The sequence below is a fragment of the Micromonospora sp. NPDC048169 genome, from assembly GCF_040652815.1.
In the GTDB taxonomy this organism is placed as follows: Bacteria; Actinomycetota; Actinomycetes; order Mycobacteriales; family Micromonosporaceae; genus Micromonospora.
Map to the genome: position 1 here is coordinate 64,116 of NZ_JBEZMS010000018.1, position 15,725 is coordinate 79,840.

Below are 15,725 nucleotides of genomic sequence, written 5' to 3' on the forward strand. Positions count from 1 at the left end.
ACAGGCGGACTCCGCCCCGAGCCCGGCCGGGACGCCCGACGCGCCCCGGCCGGGTGCCCGGCTGCTGCCCCGCCCCGGGCGGCGTGCGGCGCGCGGCACTGCCGCTGCCCCGATCCGCCCCGCCGGGCTGCGCAAACGCTGGCTGTTCGCCGGTGTCGTGGCGGTGCTCGTCGCGCTCGTGGCGGGCGTCTCCCTCGGCCCGGTCAGCCTGCCGCCCGGCAGCGTCGCGGCCGAACTGCTCAACCTGCTGCCCGGTGTGCACCTGGACAGCGGGCTCACCGAGCGGGAAGTCGCGATCATCACCGAGTTGCGGCTGCCCCGGGTCGTGCTCGGCCTGCTCGTCGGCGCGCTCCTGGCCCTGGCCGGCGGCTGCTACCAGGGAGTCTTCCGTAACCCGCTGGCCGACCCGTACCTGCTCGGCGTGGCGGCCGGCGCCGGCTTCGCGGTCACCGCGGCCATCGTCCTCGGCGCCGGCGCGGGCGGTGCGCTGACCGGGCTGCCGATCACCATCCCGCTCGCCGCGTTCGTCGGGTCGCTCGGCGCGGTGATGCTGACGTACCTGCTCGGCGCGGCCGGGGGACGGGACCGGTCACCCGCCACGCTGATCCTGGCCGGCGTGGCGGTGTCCGCGTTCTTCGCCGCCGGGCAGACGTACCTGCTGCAACAGCACTCCGACAACATCCAGCAGGTCTACTCCTGGCTGCTCGGGCGGCTGGCCACCGCCGGCTGGCACGACGTGTGGCTGGTCCTGCCGTACTTCGTGCTCACCTCCGTGGTGGTGCTGCTGCACCGCCGCGAGCTGGACGTGCTCTCCGTCGGCGACGACGAGGCCGCCGGTCTCGGCCTGCACCCGCAGCGCTCCCGCTACCTGCTGATCGCCGCCGCGTCGCTCGGCACCGCCGCCGCCGTTTCCGCGTCCGGCCTGATCGGCTTCGTCGGCATCATCGTGCCGCACACCATGCGGCTGCTCGCCGGTTCCAGCCACCGGGTGATCCTGCCGCTGTCGATGCTGTTCGGCGGCGCGTTCCTGGCCCTGACCGACGTGGTCGCCCGGACCGCCGCCGCACCCGCCGAGATCCCGATCGGCGTGGTCACCGCGCTTCTCGGCGGCCCGTTCTTCGTGCTGGTCCTGCGGACCGCCCGCCGGGTGGCGATGTGAACGCCCCCGCCGTACGCGTCCACGACCTGCGCGTCGACCTGGGCGGCAGCCCGGTCCTGGCCGGCGTCGACCTCACCGTCACGGCGGGCGAGTGGGTCACCGTGATCGGACCCAACGGCGCCGGCAAGTCGACCCTGTTGCGCGTCGTCGGCGGCCTGCTCACCGGCCCGGGCGAGGTGGCACTCTTCGGTACGCCGATCGGCGCGCTCCGCCGCCGCGACCGCGCCCGTGTCGTGGCCACCGTGACGCAGTCGCCTGTCGTGCCGATCGGCATGTCGGTGTTCGACTACGCGCTGCTCGGGCGTACCCCGTACATCCCGCCGCTGGGCCGCGAGTCCGCCGCCGACCTGGCCGCCGTGCACGAGGTGCTGGACCGGCTCGACCTGGGCCCGTTCGCCCACCGCGAGCTGGCGACGCTCTCCGGTGGCGAGCGGCAGCGCGTCTTCCTGGCCCGGGCGCTGGCCCAGGGGGCCACCCTGCTGCTGCTCGACGAGCCGACCAGCGCGCTGGACATCGGGCACCAGCAGGAGGTGCTGGAACTGGTCGACCAGCTCCGCCGCGAGCACGGCCTGACGGTGCTCGCCACCATGCACGACCTCTCCATCGCCGGCGAGTACGCCGACCGCCTGGTGCTGCTCGCCGACGGCCGGGTGGCCGCCGCCGGGCCGCCGGAGGAGGTGCTCACCGAGGAGCTGCTGGCCCGCCACTACCGTGCCCACATCCGAGTGATCCCCGGCGACCACGGCCCCCTCGTGGTCCCCGTCCGCCCAACCTGACCCCCTCCCTCGGCGGTCGCCGTCTCGCATCCTGGATCGGTGTCCCGTTTCCCGGGATGGCAGATAGATCTTGGTACGGAATGGCCCCCGGGAGGGCCGATTCGTACCAAGATCTCGACGGTCCTCGCCTCACCCCGGCGATCTTGCACTTTTAGTCCCGGCAAAAGGGGTGTATGCCCCGTCGGGAGGGCCGCAACTGCAAGACGACTGCGGGCAGGGGCGGGTGGGGGTGGGGGGTGTGGGTCAGCGGAGGGTGGAGATGGAGAAGAGGGCGCCGGACGGGTCGCGTAGGGCGGCGCCGCGTCCGGCCGGGTTGTCGCGGGGCGGGACCAGGATGGTGCCGCCCAGTTCGGCGGCCCGGGCGGCGGTCGCGTCGGTGTCCTCCACGGCGAAGTACACAGCCCAGTACGCGGGCAGGTCCGCCGGCAGCGGCTCGGCCCGGGGCAGCATCCCGGCGACGATCCGGGCGCCGCAGCGCCAGCCGGTGTACGCGTCCGGCCCGGCCGGTCGTTCCTCCGGATGCCAGCCGAAGACCAGCGCGTAGAACTCCTTCGCGCCCTCCGGGTCGGGGGTGACCAGCTCGTTCCAGCACATCGCACCCGGCGCGTTGTACAGCTCGGCTCCGCGCATCGCCATCGGCTGCCAGACGCTGAACACCGCGCCGGCCGGGTCGGCGAGCACTGCCATCCGGCCCTGCTGGGCGACGTCGAACGGCGAGACGACCACCTGCCCGCCGGCCGCCTCCACCCGGGTCGCGACCAGGTCGGCGTCGTCGGTCGCCACGTACATCGACCAGACCGGCACCTGGTCCGGCGTGGCGGGCGGCCCGGCCCCGGCGACCGCCTTGCCGTCCTTGCGGAAGACGGTGTAGCCGTCGGCTTCCGGCTCGGGGGAGACCTGCCCGGTCCAGCCGAACAGCTCGGGGTAGAACCGTCGGGCGTCGTCCAGACCGGGCGTGGCCAAGTCCGTCCAGCAGGGCGTGCCGGGCTCGACGCCGTTCACGGTGACCCCTCTCGCCGGGGGCGGCTCCGCTCGCCCGCCCTGTCGGCATCGTGGCACCGCCGGGTCGGCCACCGGGCCGGAACCGGACAAAAGGTCAGCTGAAGCGGCGTCCCTCGTCCCGCCGGTACGCCCAGCCGGCGAGCGCGGCGAGCACCAGCACCCAGACCACGAGCATCACCAGCGCCCGGGTGTCCGGCCGGAAGTCGGTGACCGCCGCCCAGATCAGTTCCACGGCGCCCCGGGTGGGCAGGTAGGGGGCGATCGCCTTGATGAAGCCGGGCGCGTCGTCCGGCCCGGAGAGGAGCCCACCGCCGAACGCGAGCGGGAAGAAGATCACCTGTGCCACCACGATCGCGGCCTTGCTCGGCAGCGAGTAGCCGATCGTCAGGCCGAGCAGCGTGAACGGCACCGAGACCACGGCCACGGCGCCAAGGCCGAGGAGGAACCGCACCGCGCTGACCCGCGCCTCGGTGGCGACCGCCGCGATCACCACCACCGGGATCATCGACACGTAGGTCAGGACCACCCCGGCCAGGATCCGCCCGGCCAGCCGCGGAGCCGGTCCCGTCGGCAGCGTCCGGGTGTACGGGTTCCAGGGCTGGTCGCGGTCCTCGGAGACGCCTACGCCGTACTGGAAGATGTTGGCGGTCATCACCGCGAACGTCACCATGGCGGCGGTGGCGTAGGTGGCGCCGGCCGGGTCGTCGCCGGCGAACGGCACCACGAAGAAGAGCATCGAGGCGGCGGGGAAGAACGCGCTGCCCACCACCGCCACCGGCACCCGGATGATCTCCAACAGGTGGTAGCGGGCGTGGACCAGGGCGAGCGGCACGGCGGTCTCCTAGGCGGGGGTGGGCGCGGGCCGGTCGTCGGCCGTGATGGCGAGGAACGCCTCCTCCAGCGAGGTGGGCCGGACCTCCAGATCGTGGAACGGCACCCCGGAGGTGACCAGGTCGCGGACGAGCTGGTCGGCGTCGGTGGTGAGCAGGTGCACCCGCCCGTCGGCGCGTTCGGTGGTGACCACGCCCGGCAGCGCCGGCAGGTCGTCGGCGACCAGGCTGACCCGGCGTACGCCGACGATCCCGCGGATGGCCGCCACCGAGTCGTCGGCCAGCACCCGCCCGTGGCCGATCACCACCACCCGCTGCGCGAGCGCCTCCACCTCCTCCAGGTAGTGGCTGCTCAGCAGCACGGTGCCGCCGTCGGCGTGGAAGCCGCGGATCGCGTCCCAGAGCGCGTGCCGCGCCTCCACGTCGAGGCCGGTGGTCGGCTCGTCGAGCACCACCAGCCGGGGACGGCCGACGAACGCCAGCGCCACCGCGAGCCGGCGACGCTGCCCGCCGGAGAGACCGCCGGTCTGCCGGCGTGCCTGGTCGGCGAGGCCGAACCGGTCGAGCAGCTCGCCCCGCGGCACCGGGTCGGGGAAGTGCGCCGAGACGAAGTCGACCACCTCGCCGACCCGCAGCGTGCCCGGCAGGCCGGTCTCCTGCGGCGTGACGCCGAGCTGCCGCCGGCTCGCCGGGTCGCGCGGATCGCCGCCGCACAGCTCGACCCGGCCGGCGGTGGGGCGGCGCAGCCCGACCAGCAGGTTGATCAGTGTGCTCTTGCCGGCGCCGTTCGGCCCGAGCAGGCCGACCAGCTCCCCGGCCCGGACGGTCAGGTCGACCCGGTCCAGCGCCAGCACCTCGCCGTAGCGGCGGCTGACCTGTTCGGCGCGGGCCAGGATCATCGGTGGTCTCCTCGGGCGGAGGGGCTGTGCATCCCCTGTCTACCGTGCCCGCGCCAGTCGCGGTGTCCCGTGCCCGGCTGCGCGCATCCCCTAGTCTGGTGACGCCGTCGACGACGGTGGAAGTTCCGACCGGACACTGGGGAGGGTCCGTGACCAGTCCGAGCAGGAATCTCGACGTCCAGCCGGAGGCGCTGAGGACGTTCGCGCTCGCCTCCCGGGACCGCTCCTCCCGGTTCCGCGAGTTGGAGCGGATGTTCCGCGACGGCCACGTGGCCCGGCACTCCTTCGGCGTGATGCCCGCGTCGTTCAGCCTCGCCGCCGCGTACGAGCAGCAGTTCGAGGCGTGCCTGCAAGGGCTGGCCGACGGCGCCGAGACCATGCTGACCATCGCCTCGGGCCTGATGGAGACGGCCGCCGCCTACGACGACACGGACGCGGCGAACGACACCATGTTCACCGCCGGCGGCTGAGGGGTGGGGCGATGAGCACCGAGGCGCTCCAGCGCAACAAGACCTACTTCGAGCAGATCGTGTCGGGCACGCCCGACCCGTTCAAGCCGCTGTCGAACGCGGTGCTCTGGCCGTTCGAGCAGCTCCTGGAACTGGTCGCCGGTGAGCCGGACGACCTGATGCGGGCGGCCCAGCTCGCGATGACCACCGGCGAGGCGGTCCGGCAGATCGCCGGTGACCAGGTGGCGGACCGGGCCCGGCTGCGCGGCGCCTGGAACGGCGACGCGGCGGAGAAGTTCCACGCCTCGATGCAGTCCATCGAGGCGGCGATGGACGACCTCGCAGCGGGGCTGGACGGCACCAAGGAGGTGCTGGTCGACTCCGCGAACGCGGCGGTGGACGCGTTCAACCTGCTGGTCGAACTGATCCTGGAGTTCCTGCTCTGGTTCCTGACCGAGGTCATCATCGCGGCGGTGGCGGCGGTGCTGAGCGCCGGGGTGAGCCTGGCCGCCACAGTGGTACGCGTGCTGGCGAGACTCGCCACCACGGTCGGCCGCATGGTGAAGATCGTGGCGCGGTTCGCGGAGATCCTCACGAAGCTCGCCACCAAGCTCCAGAAGGTCGCCAACCTGATCGAGCACTACGCCAAGGTGGTGATGGAGCTGCGCCGGGCCAAGAAGGCGTACAGCGCGTTCAACAAGTCCGGCTACACGAAGGCGGCGCTCGCCTTCAAGGTCGAACGCGCCGCCGTCCTCTTCCCGGGCAAGTTCGTCATCAACCAGGCGTCCCCGGTGAACATCCCCGGCATGGGCGGTGCCCTGCTCGACACCGGCATGGGCCTGCACGACGTCTCCGACGGGCGCAAGGACCGCAACTACCTGGTGGACGGCACGTACCGCGACGATCTCGGCCCGTACACCAAGGGCGTGCAGAACGTGTTCGACTCGATCGTGAACTGAGAGGCAGCAATGACGTTCCCGGCCCTGGACCGGATCGAGGCGCTCGCCCGCAACCTGGACGGGTGGCAGCGTGAACTCGGCGCGCGGATGGCCGAGCTGGAGCAGAGCAGCGCCGAGGGCGTGAGCGACTCCGGCCTGGTCACCGTCGTGGCCGCCGCCGACGGCAAGATCCTCTCCACCGACATCAACGCACGGGCCATGCGCCTCGACTCGTACACGCTGGCCGAGGAGATCACCTCGGCGGCGAACCGGGCGCAGGAGGCCGCCGCCGCCCGGGTCCGCGAGATCGTCGGCGAGGTGATGAGCAACGCGCCGGGCGCGGAGCGCCCCGCCGACGACGGCTACGGCCACGACCGATACTGAGCCGATGGACGAGACCAGATACCGCGACCGGATCGGCCTGCTCGTCGAGCCGGGCGAGCGCGTCCTGGCCCACGCCAAGGCCGACGTCGGCCAGGGGCTCGCCCCGGCTCCGCCGCCCGAGCCGGAGCCCACCGCCGAGCCGAGCCGGCGGACTGCCGGCTCGGTGCTGCTCAACGTGCTGCTGCCCCTTGCCACCTGGGATCGCGGCGACCGCCTGGTCGACGCGATCGGCTGGGGGATCGCCGGGCGCGGCGCACCCGGCTCGGCCGCCTCCCGGCTGCACCGCGCGCTCCGCCCGGCCCGGCCCGACCTCCAGGTCCGGGAGACGCTGCTCGCGGTCACCGACCGGCGGCTGGTGGTCTGCCGCACCGGCGGCGTCAAGCTGCTCGCCGGGCGCGAGGCCGAGGAACGCGCGCTGGCCGAGACCGCGGTGGCCTGGTCGGCCGCGCGTGCGGAAATCGCCTCCGCGCGGGTGGGCTGGCACCGGCTCAACCCGAAGCGGCTGCGGATCGACTTCACCGACGGTTCCTGGCTGTCGTTCACCGTGCCGATCGCCGAGTCGGGCCGCCCGCTGCGCGAGGTAGCCGCCGCGCTGGCCGTCTGACCGCGTCAGGCGGTCAGCGGCGCGGGCAGCGGCTCGCGGTGCAGCACGGCCAGCCGGGAGACCGCCCGGGTCAGCACCACGTAGAGGCGATGCAGCCCACGCGGCTCGGCGGCCACGATCGCGGCCGGCTCGACGACCACCACGTGGTCGTACTCCAGGCCCTTGACCAGCGTCGCCGGAACCACGGTGACGCGCGCCGCGGCCTCGACGTCGTCGGCGGTAGCGGTCTCGACACCCGCGTCGGCGAGCGCCGCGCGCAGCCGGTCGACAGCGTCGTCGGCGGCGATCACACCGACCGAGCCGTCGTGCGCGAGCGCCGCCCGCACCTCGGCCACCGTCGCGGCCGTCAGGTCCTCGGCGGTACGCACGTCGAGCGCGCCGTCGTGGCGAAGCGACCGGGCCGGGGGTACGTCGACGGCGAGCGCCGGCAGCAGCCGGTTCGCGAACGCGACCACGGCGGCCGGCACCCGGAAGCCCACACTCAGCGGCACCACGGCGGCGTCCGGCTTGCCCAGGTGGGCCAGGGACTCCCGCCAGTCGGTAGCCGCCCACGGCGCGGTGCCCTGGGCGAGGTCCCCGAGGAGCGTGATCGAGCCGTGCTCGCTGCGCCGGGCGATGGCGCGGCACTGCATCGGGGAGAGGTCCTGCGCCTCGTCGACCACCACGTGCCCGAAGCCGGCGGGCCGTTCGAGCAGCCCGGCGACTTCGTCGACGAGCACCGCGTCGGCGGCGGTCCACCGGGTCGCCTTCGCGGTGCGCGCGGTCTTGCCGGCGCGGAACAGCTCCTGCTCCTCGGGCGTGAGCAGGCCGTCCGCGGCGGCGGCGAGCGCGTCGGCGTCGGTGCGCAGCCGGTGCAGCAGCCCGTCCGGGGTGAGCGCCGGCCAGACCGCGTCGAGCAGGTCGGTGACCGGCTTGATCCGGCTCATCCGGCGCAGCCAGGCGTCGCTCGGCGACTCCGCCCGGCGCGCCTCGGCCTGCCGTTGCAGCAGCCCCACCACCCGCGCCCGGACCCGTTCCCGGCCGGTGGCGTACGGCAGCCCTTCCGCCTGGGTCTCGGCGACGATCCGGTACAGCGGGTCGAGCCCGATCCGCCACCGGTACGAGCCGTCCGACACCATGATCGGCTCGGTCGGCGTACCGATGTGGGCCTCGACGGCCCGGCGCAGCACCTCGGCCATCCGGACGTCGTGCTTGAGCGCGGCGGCGGCCGGGTCGTCCACCGCGCGGACCGGCACCCGAGCGACCAGGTCCTCCACAGTGGCCTGCTCGACCTCGACCTCCCCGAGGGCGGGGAGCACCGCCGCGATGTACGACAGGAACGCCCGGTTCGGCCCGACGATCAGCACACCCGAGCGGCGCAGCCGTTCCCGGTGCAGATAGAGCAGGTACGCGGCGCGGTGCAGCCCGACCGCCGTCTTTCCGGTGCCCGGGGCACCCTGTACGCAGATCGAGTCGGCCAGGTCGGCCCGGACCAGTTCGTCCTGCTCCGGCTGGATGGTGGCGACGATGTCGCGCATCGGGCCGACGCGCGGGCGCTCGATCTCGGCGGTGAGGATGCGGCTGGCGGTGCCGAGTTCCTCGCCCCGGGCCAGGTGCTCGTCCTCGAAGCTGGTCAGCGTCCCGGCGCTGAACCCGAACCGGCGGCGTACGGCGACGCCCTGCGGATCGCGTGCGCTGGCCCGGTAGAACGACCGGGAGACCGGTGCCCGCCAGTCCAGCACCAGCGGCTCGCCCAGCTCGTCGGTGACGTGCCGCCGCCCGACGTGGTAGTCCCGCCCGGCGTGGTCCGGGTCGTCGCCGCCGAAGTCCAGGCGGCCGAAGAACAGCGGGGTGCTCGGGTCGTCGGCCAGCTCCTTGACCCGCCGGGCCATGTGCCGGCCGAGCTGCTCGGCGGTGTACGAGTCACCGGCCACCTTGTCGCCGGTGGCGAAGAGCGCCTCGGCGCGTTCCCGCATCCGGGTCAGCGCGGCGCGGGAGGCGTCGAGGTGGGCACGCTCGGCGGCCAGTTCGGCGTCGAGGCTCGGTGTGGCGTCAAGGTCGGTTGCGGGCACGATGAACTCCGATGGCTCAACTGAGGCTCGCTCGCGTGTCCGGGGCGGTTGGCCTGCTCCCGGCGCGGGGACGTCCGCTGCGGTGCATGCTCACCGCGGCCGTCGGGCGGCCCTCGACTCTACCGGCCCCGAACGCCGACGCCACCGAATTTCCGAAGCAGGCACCGATCTTGGTACGGAACCGCCCTCATGAGGGCGCCCCCGTACCAAGATCTGGCTGGTGGCGGCGTCGGCGGACCCGGGATCATTGAGGCATGACGGAGGCGCTTCCCGGCAGGAGTCGGGTGACGATCAGTGACCCGCAGGTGATGCGGGCACTGGCTCACCCGGCCCGCATGGCGATCATGGAACACCTCGGGACGCTGGAGGGCGGTGCGACGGCCACCGAGTGCGCCGAGATCGCCGGGCTGTCGCCGAGTGCGACCAGTTACCACCTGCGCGAGCTGGCGAAGTTCGGGCTGGTCCAGCAGGCTCCCGGCCGGGGTGACGCCCGGGAGCGGGTCTGGCAGGCGGTGAATCCGTCGTACCGCGTCGAGGTGGGGCCGGGCGCCGACCCGGAGGCGCGTGCCGCCGAGGCGGCGCTGGTGGAGGCGCACATGGTCCGCGACGCCCAGCGGGTCCGGGACTGGTTGCGCCGCGCGCCGGACGAGCCGCCGGAGTGGTACGCGGCGACCTGGTTCAGCGACAGCATGCTGCTCCTGACCGCCGAGGAGTTGACCGAGTTGAATCACGCGATCCAGGCGCTGCTGGAGCCGTACCGGCGGCGGACCCGGGCCGATCCACCGGCCGGAGCGCGGCCGGTGGCGACGCAGTACCGGGCGATGCCGCTCGATTGAGGGGTTGCGCGCGTCAGTTGTGAAGGATTACTTTCGAAGTATGTCCTTCACAACTGACGAGTCGCGCTGGCCGGACGTCTGGCTCGCGGCGACCGCGCGCGGCGTCTCCAGTTGTGGGAACTTCCTGGTCACCAGCGCCCTCACGCTCGCGCTCCAGTCCGCCGGGGCCGGTGGGCTCGCGGTCTCCGGGCTGTTGCTCGCCGCGACACTGCCGCTCGTGGCGCTCGCCCCGCTGACCGGCCGCCTCGCCGACCGGGTGGACAGCCGGGTGCTGCTGATCGCCGCCGGGGCCGGCCAGGGTGCGACATGCGTGGCGCTCGCGTACGCCACGGATCCGGTGCTGGTGATCGCACTCGTGGCGCTGCTGGCCACCGGTCTCGCGGTCACCCAACCGGTGATCTCCGCGCTGGTGCCGGTCATGGTGCTGCCCGAGGACCTGCCCCGGGCGGGCGCGCTGAACCAGACCGCCGGCACGCTGGGCGCACTCGCCGGGCCGGCGCTGGCCGGGCTGCTCGTCGGCCAGTTCGGCACCCGGGTGCCACTGCTTCTCGGCGCCCTCAGCTATCTCTCGCTGGTGGCGGCCGGGCTGTTCGTCCGTACCCACAGGGGAGGCCGCAGGGCGGCGGCCGGAACCGCCGCCGTGGCCGCACCCCGGTGGCGGCTGCGGCGCGACCCGCTGCTGACGGTGATGGTCGGCAGCCTGGCCGCCGTGGTCGGCGCGGTCGGGGCGGTGAACGTCATCGAGGTCTTCTTCATCCGGGAGACGCTCGGCAGCAGCGCCACCGTGTACGGCCTGGTCACCGGCTCGTGGACGCTCGGCATCGTGCTCGGCGCGTGGCTGTTCGCCCGCGTCGCCCGCCGGCTCGCCGACGACGGCGCGCTGCTCGGGGCCGGGCTGGTGCTGCTCGGCGGATGCGGCGTGGCGGTGCTGGTCTCGGCGGCGGTGCCCTCGGCGTGGCTGCTCGTGCCCATCTGGCTGCTGGGCGGCGTGGCAAACGGCGGCGACAACGTCTTCAACAACCTGTTGCTGGCACGGCGGGTGCCGGAGGCGGCCCGGGGCCGGGCCTTCGCCACCTTCGGTGCGGCCGCCCAGGGCGCCGCGATGGGTGGCTACCTGGTCGGTGGCCTGCTGCTGGAGGTGGCCGGCCCGCGCACGCTCGTCGCCGGGTGCGGCGTGGCCGGCCTGCTGGTGGTGGTGGCGCTGGCCTGGCCGGTCCGCCGCGCGGTACGCGCCGAGCGCGCCGCCGCCCACGCCGCACCCGCCGCCCGCGCCGCACCCGCCGCCCGCGCCGCACCCGCCGCGGCGGAGCCCGCGTGACCGCCGCTGTTAACAAGGGGCCCTTCCTCTACCGCAGGCGTTAACAGGGGGCCCTTCCTTTCATTACGGGTGCGGAGTTCACCACTCCATCGGCTCCCCCGGCGGCGCGACGCAAGCCACGGCGATACGGTCGGGGCATGGCCGACCGCATCGCCCGCCCCCGGGTGGGGCACATCCAGTTCCTCAACTGCCTCCCGATCTACTGGGGGCTGATGCGATCCGGCGCGCTCATCGACGTCGACCTGCACAAGGACTCGCCGGACCGGCTGAGCGCCGCCCTGGTCGCCGGTGACCTGGACATCGGCCCGATCACGCTGGTGGAGTTCCTCAAGCACGCCGACGACCTGCTGCTCCTGCCCGACCTGGCGGTCGGCAGCGACGGGCCGGTGCTCTCGGTGAACGTCGTGTCCACCCGCCCGTTGAATGAGCTGGACGGCGCCCGGGTGGCGCTCGGCTCCACCTCGCGTACCGGGGTGCTGCTGGCCCAGCTGCTGCTCGCCGAGCGGCACGGGGTACGCCCGGAGTACTTCCGCTGCCCGCCGGACCTGACCCAGATGCTGCTGGAGGCCGACGCCGGAGTGCTCATCGGCGACGTGGCGCTGCGCGCGCTCTACGAGGCGCCGGCCAAGGGTCTCGAGGTGACCGACCTGGGGCAGGCGTGGCACGACTGGACCGGCCTGCCGATGGTGTTCGCCGTCTGGGCGGTACGCCGCGAGTTCGCCGCCGCCCACCCGGGACTGGTCAAGGAGGTGCACGAGGCGTTCCTGCGCTCCCGTGACCTGTGCCTGGCCGAACTGGACCAGGTGGCGGAGGCGGCGGCCCGCTGGGAGACGTTCGACGCGGCGACGCTCGCCACGTACTTCCGCGCGCTCGACTTCTCGCTCGGCGAGCGGCAGGTGGCCGGGCTGCGCGAGTTCGCCCGCCGGGCGGCCGCGTACGGGGAGGTGCCGGCGCTGCCGGCCGGCGGCCCGGAGTTCTTCCAGGGCTGAGCTTGCTCAGGTGGCCGGGCGCAGCAGCGCCTTGGTGATCCGTTCGCAGGCGTCCATGCCGTAGTCCCAGCCGCCCTCGACGCCGAACGGGGTGCGGAGCATCACGCCCATCGTCCAGGTGTCGCCGATGGCCAGGCAGTTGACGTGGTACTCCTCTTCGTCCTGCCGGTCGATCCACCCGTTCTTGATGGCGATCTTCTTCTGCTCGGCCGCCGGGAACGCCTTGCGGATGCCGAAGTCACCGGGGGCGCGTACCTGGCGCATCTCGTTCAGCAGCCACTTGGTCCACTTCGGCCCGGCGGCCCGGCCGTCGTCGATGCAGAGGCCGAGGCGCGCGGCGTCCCGGGGCGACAGCAGCGTCTGGCTCCAGCCGCCGTCGGAGGCGACCTCGCTGTCGGTCAGCTTGCAGATCGAGATGAGCCGCTCGATCGAGTCGGTGCCGCCGACGCTCCGGTAGAACTCCTGGGCCCGGGTGTTGTCGCTGTCCCGGATGATCTTCGTGGCGTCGGCCAGCTTCGCGTCGCTCGGCGTCTTGCCGTCCTCCGCGCTCAGGCGCAGGTAGTCGGCCACCACCCAGGACTTGATCAGGGACGCGGTGGTGCTCGTCTGGCCCATGTTCGCCGAGCCGATGATCTTTCCGGTGCGCTTGTCCAGCACGGACCAGCCGTACCAGCCCTTGATCTTGAGGCTGTCCAGGTTCTTCGCCTCGAACGGCAGCGGTTCCAGGGATCGCGAGGGGGCCACCCGCGGTTTCGCGCCGCGGTCCACGGTCCGCTGGGCGGACCGCTCGCCGGCCGGCTCCGGACGCGAGTTCGCGGTCGCCTCCAGCGGTGAGCCGGGGATCACCCGCAGGGAGAGGCCGAGCAGGCCGACGAGGGCTACCGCCAGGGCGCTGAACGCGAGCGGGCGCCGATAGCTGCCGGGCCGACGCCGGGCACCGGCCATCAGAGCTTCCCGACCGGCTGCTGCGGCACCTTGAGCGCCGCGCCGGGCTGCGGCGTCACGAGCTGGGTGGCGACGGCGGCGCACATCTTCGCACCGTACGGCAGGCCGGCGCTTCCCGGGTACCGCATCATCACGGCGAGACTCCACTTGTCGGTGAACGAAAGGCAGCTGACGTGCCAGTTGCCGTCGTAGGCGAGCTGCGTCCAGCCGTTCTTCATGTGCACCGGACCCTGCGCCTTGATCGTCGCGGGCAGGCCGTCGATGATGCCCCACCGGCCGCCGCCGGATCGCGTGGCCTGCTTGGTGACGCTACCGGCCACCTTTGTCATCTCGCTGAGCAGCCACTCGGTCCACTTGGGGCCGGCGGCGCGGCCGTCGGCGATGCAGTCACCGAGGCGGGCCGCGTCCCGGGGGGACATCTCGGTGAAGCTCCACCAGCCCTTGTAGTCGGGCACGGTGCCGGGCCGGGTGTCGGTCAGACCGCAGATCCGGATAGCGCGGGCGATGACCGGGTCGGGCCGGCCGCCCGGCTGCGGCTTGTAGGAGCCGCCCGCCGCCCGGTAGACGGCGTTCGCGCCGTCGTCGTCGCTGTCCCGGATCGCCAGGATCGCCGCCTTCTTGAGCCCGGCGCTCGGCTGCTTGTCGCCCAGCTGGCGAAGGTAGTCCGCGACGATCCAGGCCTTGAGCATCGACTCGGTGGAGCTGGTCTGGTTCATGTTCTGCGCGCCGGTGACCCTGCCGGTCTCGCGATCCATCAGGGCCCAGGAGAAGAATTCGCCCTTGAAGTTCACCGACACCGGCGCGTCGCGCAGCGTCGGCGCAGCCGGCGCCGTCGGGGCGGGCACCGGGACCTGCTCGCCGCCGCCGATGCCGCCCGCGCCGGCGGAGAACTTCGCGTACGCGGCCGGCACAAGCATGACGCCACCGATGAGGATCGCCACGATGGCGACCGCCATGGTCACGCGAGGTCGCATGAGTGGTGAGCTCCAGATGTCTGGCCGGGGGGACCGGCGCTTCGCATGGGTCCGGCCCGGTCGCCGACAGGCCGGGGGACGATGGCCTGAACGGTGACGATCATGAAGCCGAACGGTTTGCCGGGGGGAAGTCTACTTCCGGACAGTCCTGATGACAGGTCTCGACACCCATGACTTTGCCGGGTCGGCGGGATATTGAGCCACTTTGCCTCTCTTGGGAGGTTTAACCGGAGCTGAGTGATCGACATCACAGCGACCTGGGCCGATGAGGGGGCGCATGTGCCCGGTTACGCGAGACGATCGCCGAAACCTGTTACACCCCCTGGTGTGGTTCGTGCCGAGCTGTAACACTGGCTGCATGTATGGCAACGACTTCGCCCCGCCGGAGGACGCTCCGGGCGGCGGCCTGCTCGGCGAGGTGGAGGCCGCGGAGGCGGCGCTGCGCGAGGCGGCGGCGCGGTCCCGGCGCGGCGGCGCGGTGGCCGACGAGGACGTCGAGGCGTACTTCGCCGACGTGATCAGCGCGGATCAGAAGATCGAGCCCCGCGACTGGATGCCCGAGGCGTACCGCAGGACGCTGATCCGGCAGATCGCCCAGCACGCCCACTCCGAGATCATCGGCATGCAGCCGGAGGGCAACTGGATCAGCCGCGCGCCGTCGCTCAAGCGCAAGGCGATCCTGCTCGCGAAGGTGCAGGACGAGGCCGGGCACGGCCTCTACCTCTACGCCGCCGCCGAGACGCTCGGGATCAGCCGCGACGAGCTGGTGGAGCTGCTGCTCGACGGGCGGCAGAAGTACAGCTCGATCTTCAACTACCCGACGCTGACCTGGGCCGACGTGGGCGCGATCGGCTGGCTGGTGGACGGCGCGGCGATCGTCAACCAGGTGCCGCTGTGCCGCTGCTCCTACGGCCCGTACGCCCGCGCGATGATCCGGGTCTGCAAGGAGGAGTCGTTCCACCAGCGGCAGGGCTACGAGATCCTGCACACGCTGGCGCACGGCACCCCGGCGCAGAAGGCGATGGCGCAGGACGCGGTCGACCGCTGGTGGTACCCGTCACTGGCCATGTTCGGCCCGCCCGACGGCGACTCGACGCACAGCGCCCAGTCCATGGCCTGGAAGATCAAGCGCTTCTCCAACGACGAGCTGCGTCAGCGCTTCGTCGACATGTGCGTCGGTCAGGCGGAGGTGCTCGGCCTCACCCTCCCCGACCCGGACCTGCGCTGGAACGACGAGCGGCAGGCGTACGACTACACCCAGCCCGACTACGACGAGCTGATGCGGGTGATCAAGGGCGACGGGCCGTGCAACAGGGAGCGGATGGCGCACCGGCGCAAGGCGCACGCCGACGGCGCGTGGGTACGGGAGGCCGCCGCGGCGTACGCCGCGAAGCGGGTGGAGCGAAAGGAACCGGTCGCGGCATGAGCGAACGCACCGAGCGAAGCGAGGGCCGTGAGGGCATGCCCGTTCGGCTCGGCATGAGCGAACGCACCGAGCGAAGCGAGGGCCGTGAGGGCATGCCCGTTCGGCTCGGCATGAGCGAACGCACCGAGCGAAGCGAGGGCCGTGT

The 15,725-nt window shown here is 73.0% G+C and carries 16 protein-coding genes; 10 read left to right on the forward strand and 6 right to left on the reverse strand.

Annotated features, from left to right (window positions below):
* Positions 1-61 precede the first annotated feature (61 nt).
* Both AB0D28_RS17555 and AB0D28_RS17560 read left to right on the forward strand, forming a co-directional pair.
* Positions 62-1,159, forward strand: coding sequence for an iron ABC transporter permease (locus AB0D28_RS17555; RefSeq protein ID WP_357386947.1), 1,098 nt, complete (start codon positions 62-64; stop codon positions 1,157-1,159).
* The gene (locus AB0D28_RS17560) at positions 1,156-1,935 is read left to right on the forward strand and encodes an ABC transporter ATP-binding protein (protein ID WP_357386861.1); all 780 of its coding nucleotides are present in this window, start codon (positions 1,156-1,158) and stop codon (positions 1,933-1,935) included. The genes AB0D28_RS17555 and AB0D28_RS17560 overlap by 4 nt, the downstream gene beginning before the upstream one ends.
* A gap of 243 nt (positions 1,936-2,178) precedes the next feature.
* On the opposite strand, the gene AB0D28_RS17565 is transcribed toward AB0D28_RS17560, so the two are convergent.
* The 3 genes from AB0D28_RS17565 to AB0D28_RS17575 all read right to left on the reverse strand — a co-directional run bounded on the left by AB0D28_RS17565 (position 2,179) and on the right by AB0D28_RS17575 (position 4,666).
* A complete protein-coding gene (locus AB0D28_RS17565; protein ID WP_357386863.1) occupies positions 2,179-2,937 on the reverse strand; it encodes a VOC family protein in 759 nt (252 codons plus the stop codon).
* Positions 2,938-3,031: 94 nt separating this feature from the next.
* Positions 3,032-3,769: an ABC transporter permease gene (locus AB0D28_RS17570; protein ID WP_357386865.1), complete on the reverse strand. Its 738-nt coding sequence runs from the start codon at positions 3,767-3,769 to the stop codon at positions 3,032-3,034.
* A 9-nt stretch (positions 3,770-3,778) separates the two neighbouring features.
* Complete coding sequence (locus tag AB0D28_RS17575) at positions 3,779-4,666, reverse strand: ABC transporter ATP-binding protein (RefSeq protein ID WP_357386867.1); 888 nt, start codon at positions 4,664-4,666, stop codon at positions 3,779-3,781.
* Positions 4,667-4,815: 149 nt separating this feature from the next.
* On the opposite strand from AB0D28_RS17575, the gene AB0D28_RS17580 reads away from it, so the two are divergent.
* The 4 genes from AB0D28_RS17580 to AB0D28_RS17595 are packed head-to-tail and all read left to right on the forward strand — an operon-like array spanning position 4,816 to position 7,041.
* Positions 4,816-5,136: a type VII secretion target gene (locus AB0D28_RS17580; RefSeq protein WP_357386869.1), complete on the forward strand. Its 321-nt coding sequence runs from the start codon at positions 4,816-4,818 to the stop codon at positions 5,134-5,136.
* Between the two features lie 11 nt (positions 5,137-5,147).
* A complete protein-coding gene (locus AB0D28_RS17585; RefSeq protein ID WP_357386871.1) occupies positions 5,148-6,074 on the forward strand; it encodes a WXG100 family type VII secretion target in 927 nt (308 codons plus the stop codon).
* Positions 6,075-6,083: 9 nt separating this feature from the next.
* Positions 6,084-6,437, forward strand: a complete 354-nt coding sequence (locus AB0D28_RS17590; RefSeq protein WP_357386873.1) for a YbaB/EbfC family nucleoid-associated protein — start codon at positions 6,084-6,086, stop codon at positions 6,435-6,437.
* 4 nt (positions 6,438-6,441) lie between these two features.
* Positions 6,442-7,041 carry a hypothetical protein gene (locus tag AB0D28_RS17595; protein ID WP_357386875.1) on the forward strand — a complete coding sequence of 200 codons (600 nt, stop codon included), beginning with the start codon at positions 6,442-6,444 and terminating at the stop codon, positions 7,039-7,041.
* A gap of 5 nt (positions 7,042-7,046) precedes the next feature.
* Here AB0D28_RS17595 and AB0D28_RS17600 read toward each other — a convergent pair whose 3' ends face one another.
* Positions 7,047-9,092, reverse strand: a complete 2,046-nt coding sequence (locus AB0D28_RS17600; RefSeq protein WP_357386877.1) for an AAA family ATPase — start codon at positions 9,090-9,092, stop codon at positions 7,047-7,049.
* Positions 9,093-9,346: 254 nt separating this feature from the next.
* On the opposite strand from AB0D28_RS17600, the gene AB0D28_RS17605 reads away from it, so the two are divergent.
* The 3 genes from AB0D28_RS17605 (at position 9,347) to AB0D28_RS17615 (ending at position 12,235) form a co-directional block, all read left to right on the forward strand.
* Entirely contained in the window at positions 9,347-9,928 is a 582-nt protein-coding gene (locus AB0D28_RS17605) for a winged helix-turn-helix domain-containing protein (RefSeq protein ID WP_357386878.1), read from the forward strand.
* 40 nt (positions 9,929-9,968) lie between these two features.
* Positions 9,969-11,246: an MFS transporter gene (locus AB0D28_RS17610; RefSeq protein ID WP_357386879.1), complete on the forward strand. Its 1,278-nt coding sequence runs from the start codon at positions 9,969-9,971 to the stop codon at positions 11,244-11,246.
* Between the two features lie 137 nt (positions 11,247-11,383).
* Positions 11,384-12,235, forward strand: coding sequence for a menaquinone biosynthesis protein (locus AB0D28_RS17615; protein WP_357386880.1), 852 nt, complete (start codon positions 11,384-11,386; stop codon positions 12,233-12,235).
* A 6-nt stretch (positions 12,236-12,241) separates the two neighbouring features.
* Here the strand turns inward: AB0D28_RS17615 and AB0D28_RS17620 are convergent, their stop codons facing one another.
* Both AB0D28_RS17620 and AB0D28_RS17625 read right to left on the reverse strand, forming a co-directional pair.
* Positions 12,242-13,180, reverse strand: coding sequence for a hypothetical protein (locus AB0D28_RS17620; RefSeq protein WP_357386882.1), 939 nt, complete (start codon positions 13,178-13,180; stop codon positions 12,242-12,244).
* Complete coding sequence (locus AB0D28_RS17625; protein ID WP_357386884.1) at positions 13,180-14,154, reverse strand: hypothetical protein; 975 nt, start codon at positions 14,152-14,154, stop codon at positions 13,180-13,182. Before AB0D28_RS17625 ends, AB0D28_RS17620 begins: the two co-directional genes overlap by 1 nt.
* Before the next feature lie 358 nt (positions 14,155-14,512).
* Between AB0D28_RS17625 and paaA the strand changes: the two genes are divergently transcribed.
* Positions 14,513-15,580, forward strand: coding sequence for a 1,2-phenylacetyl-CoA epoxidase subunit PaaA (paaA, locus tag AB0D28_RS17630; protein ID WP_357386886.1), 1,068 nt, complete (start codon positions 14,513-14,515; stop codon positions 15,578-15,580).
* The last annotated feature ends 145 nt before the right edge of the window (positions 15,581-15,725 follow it).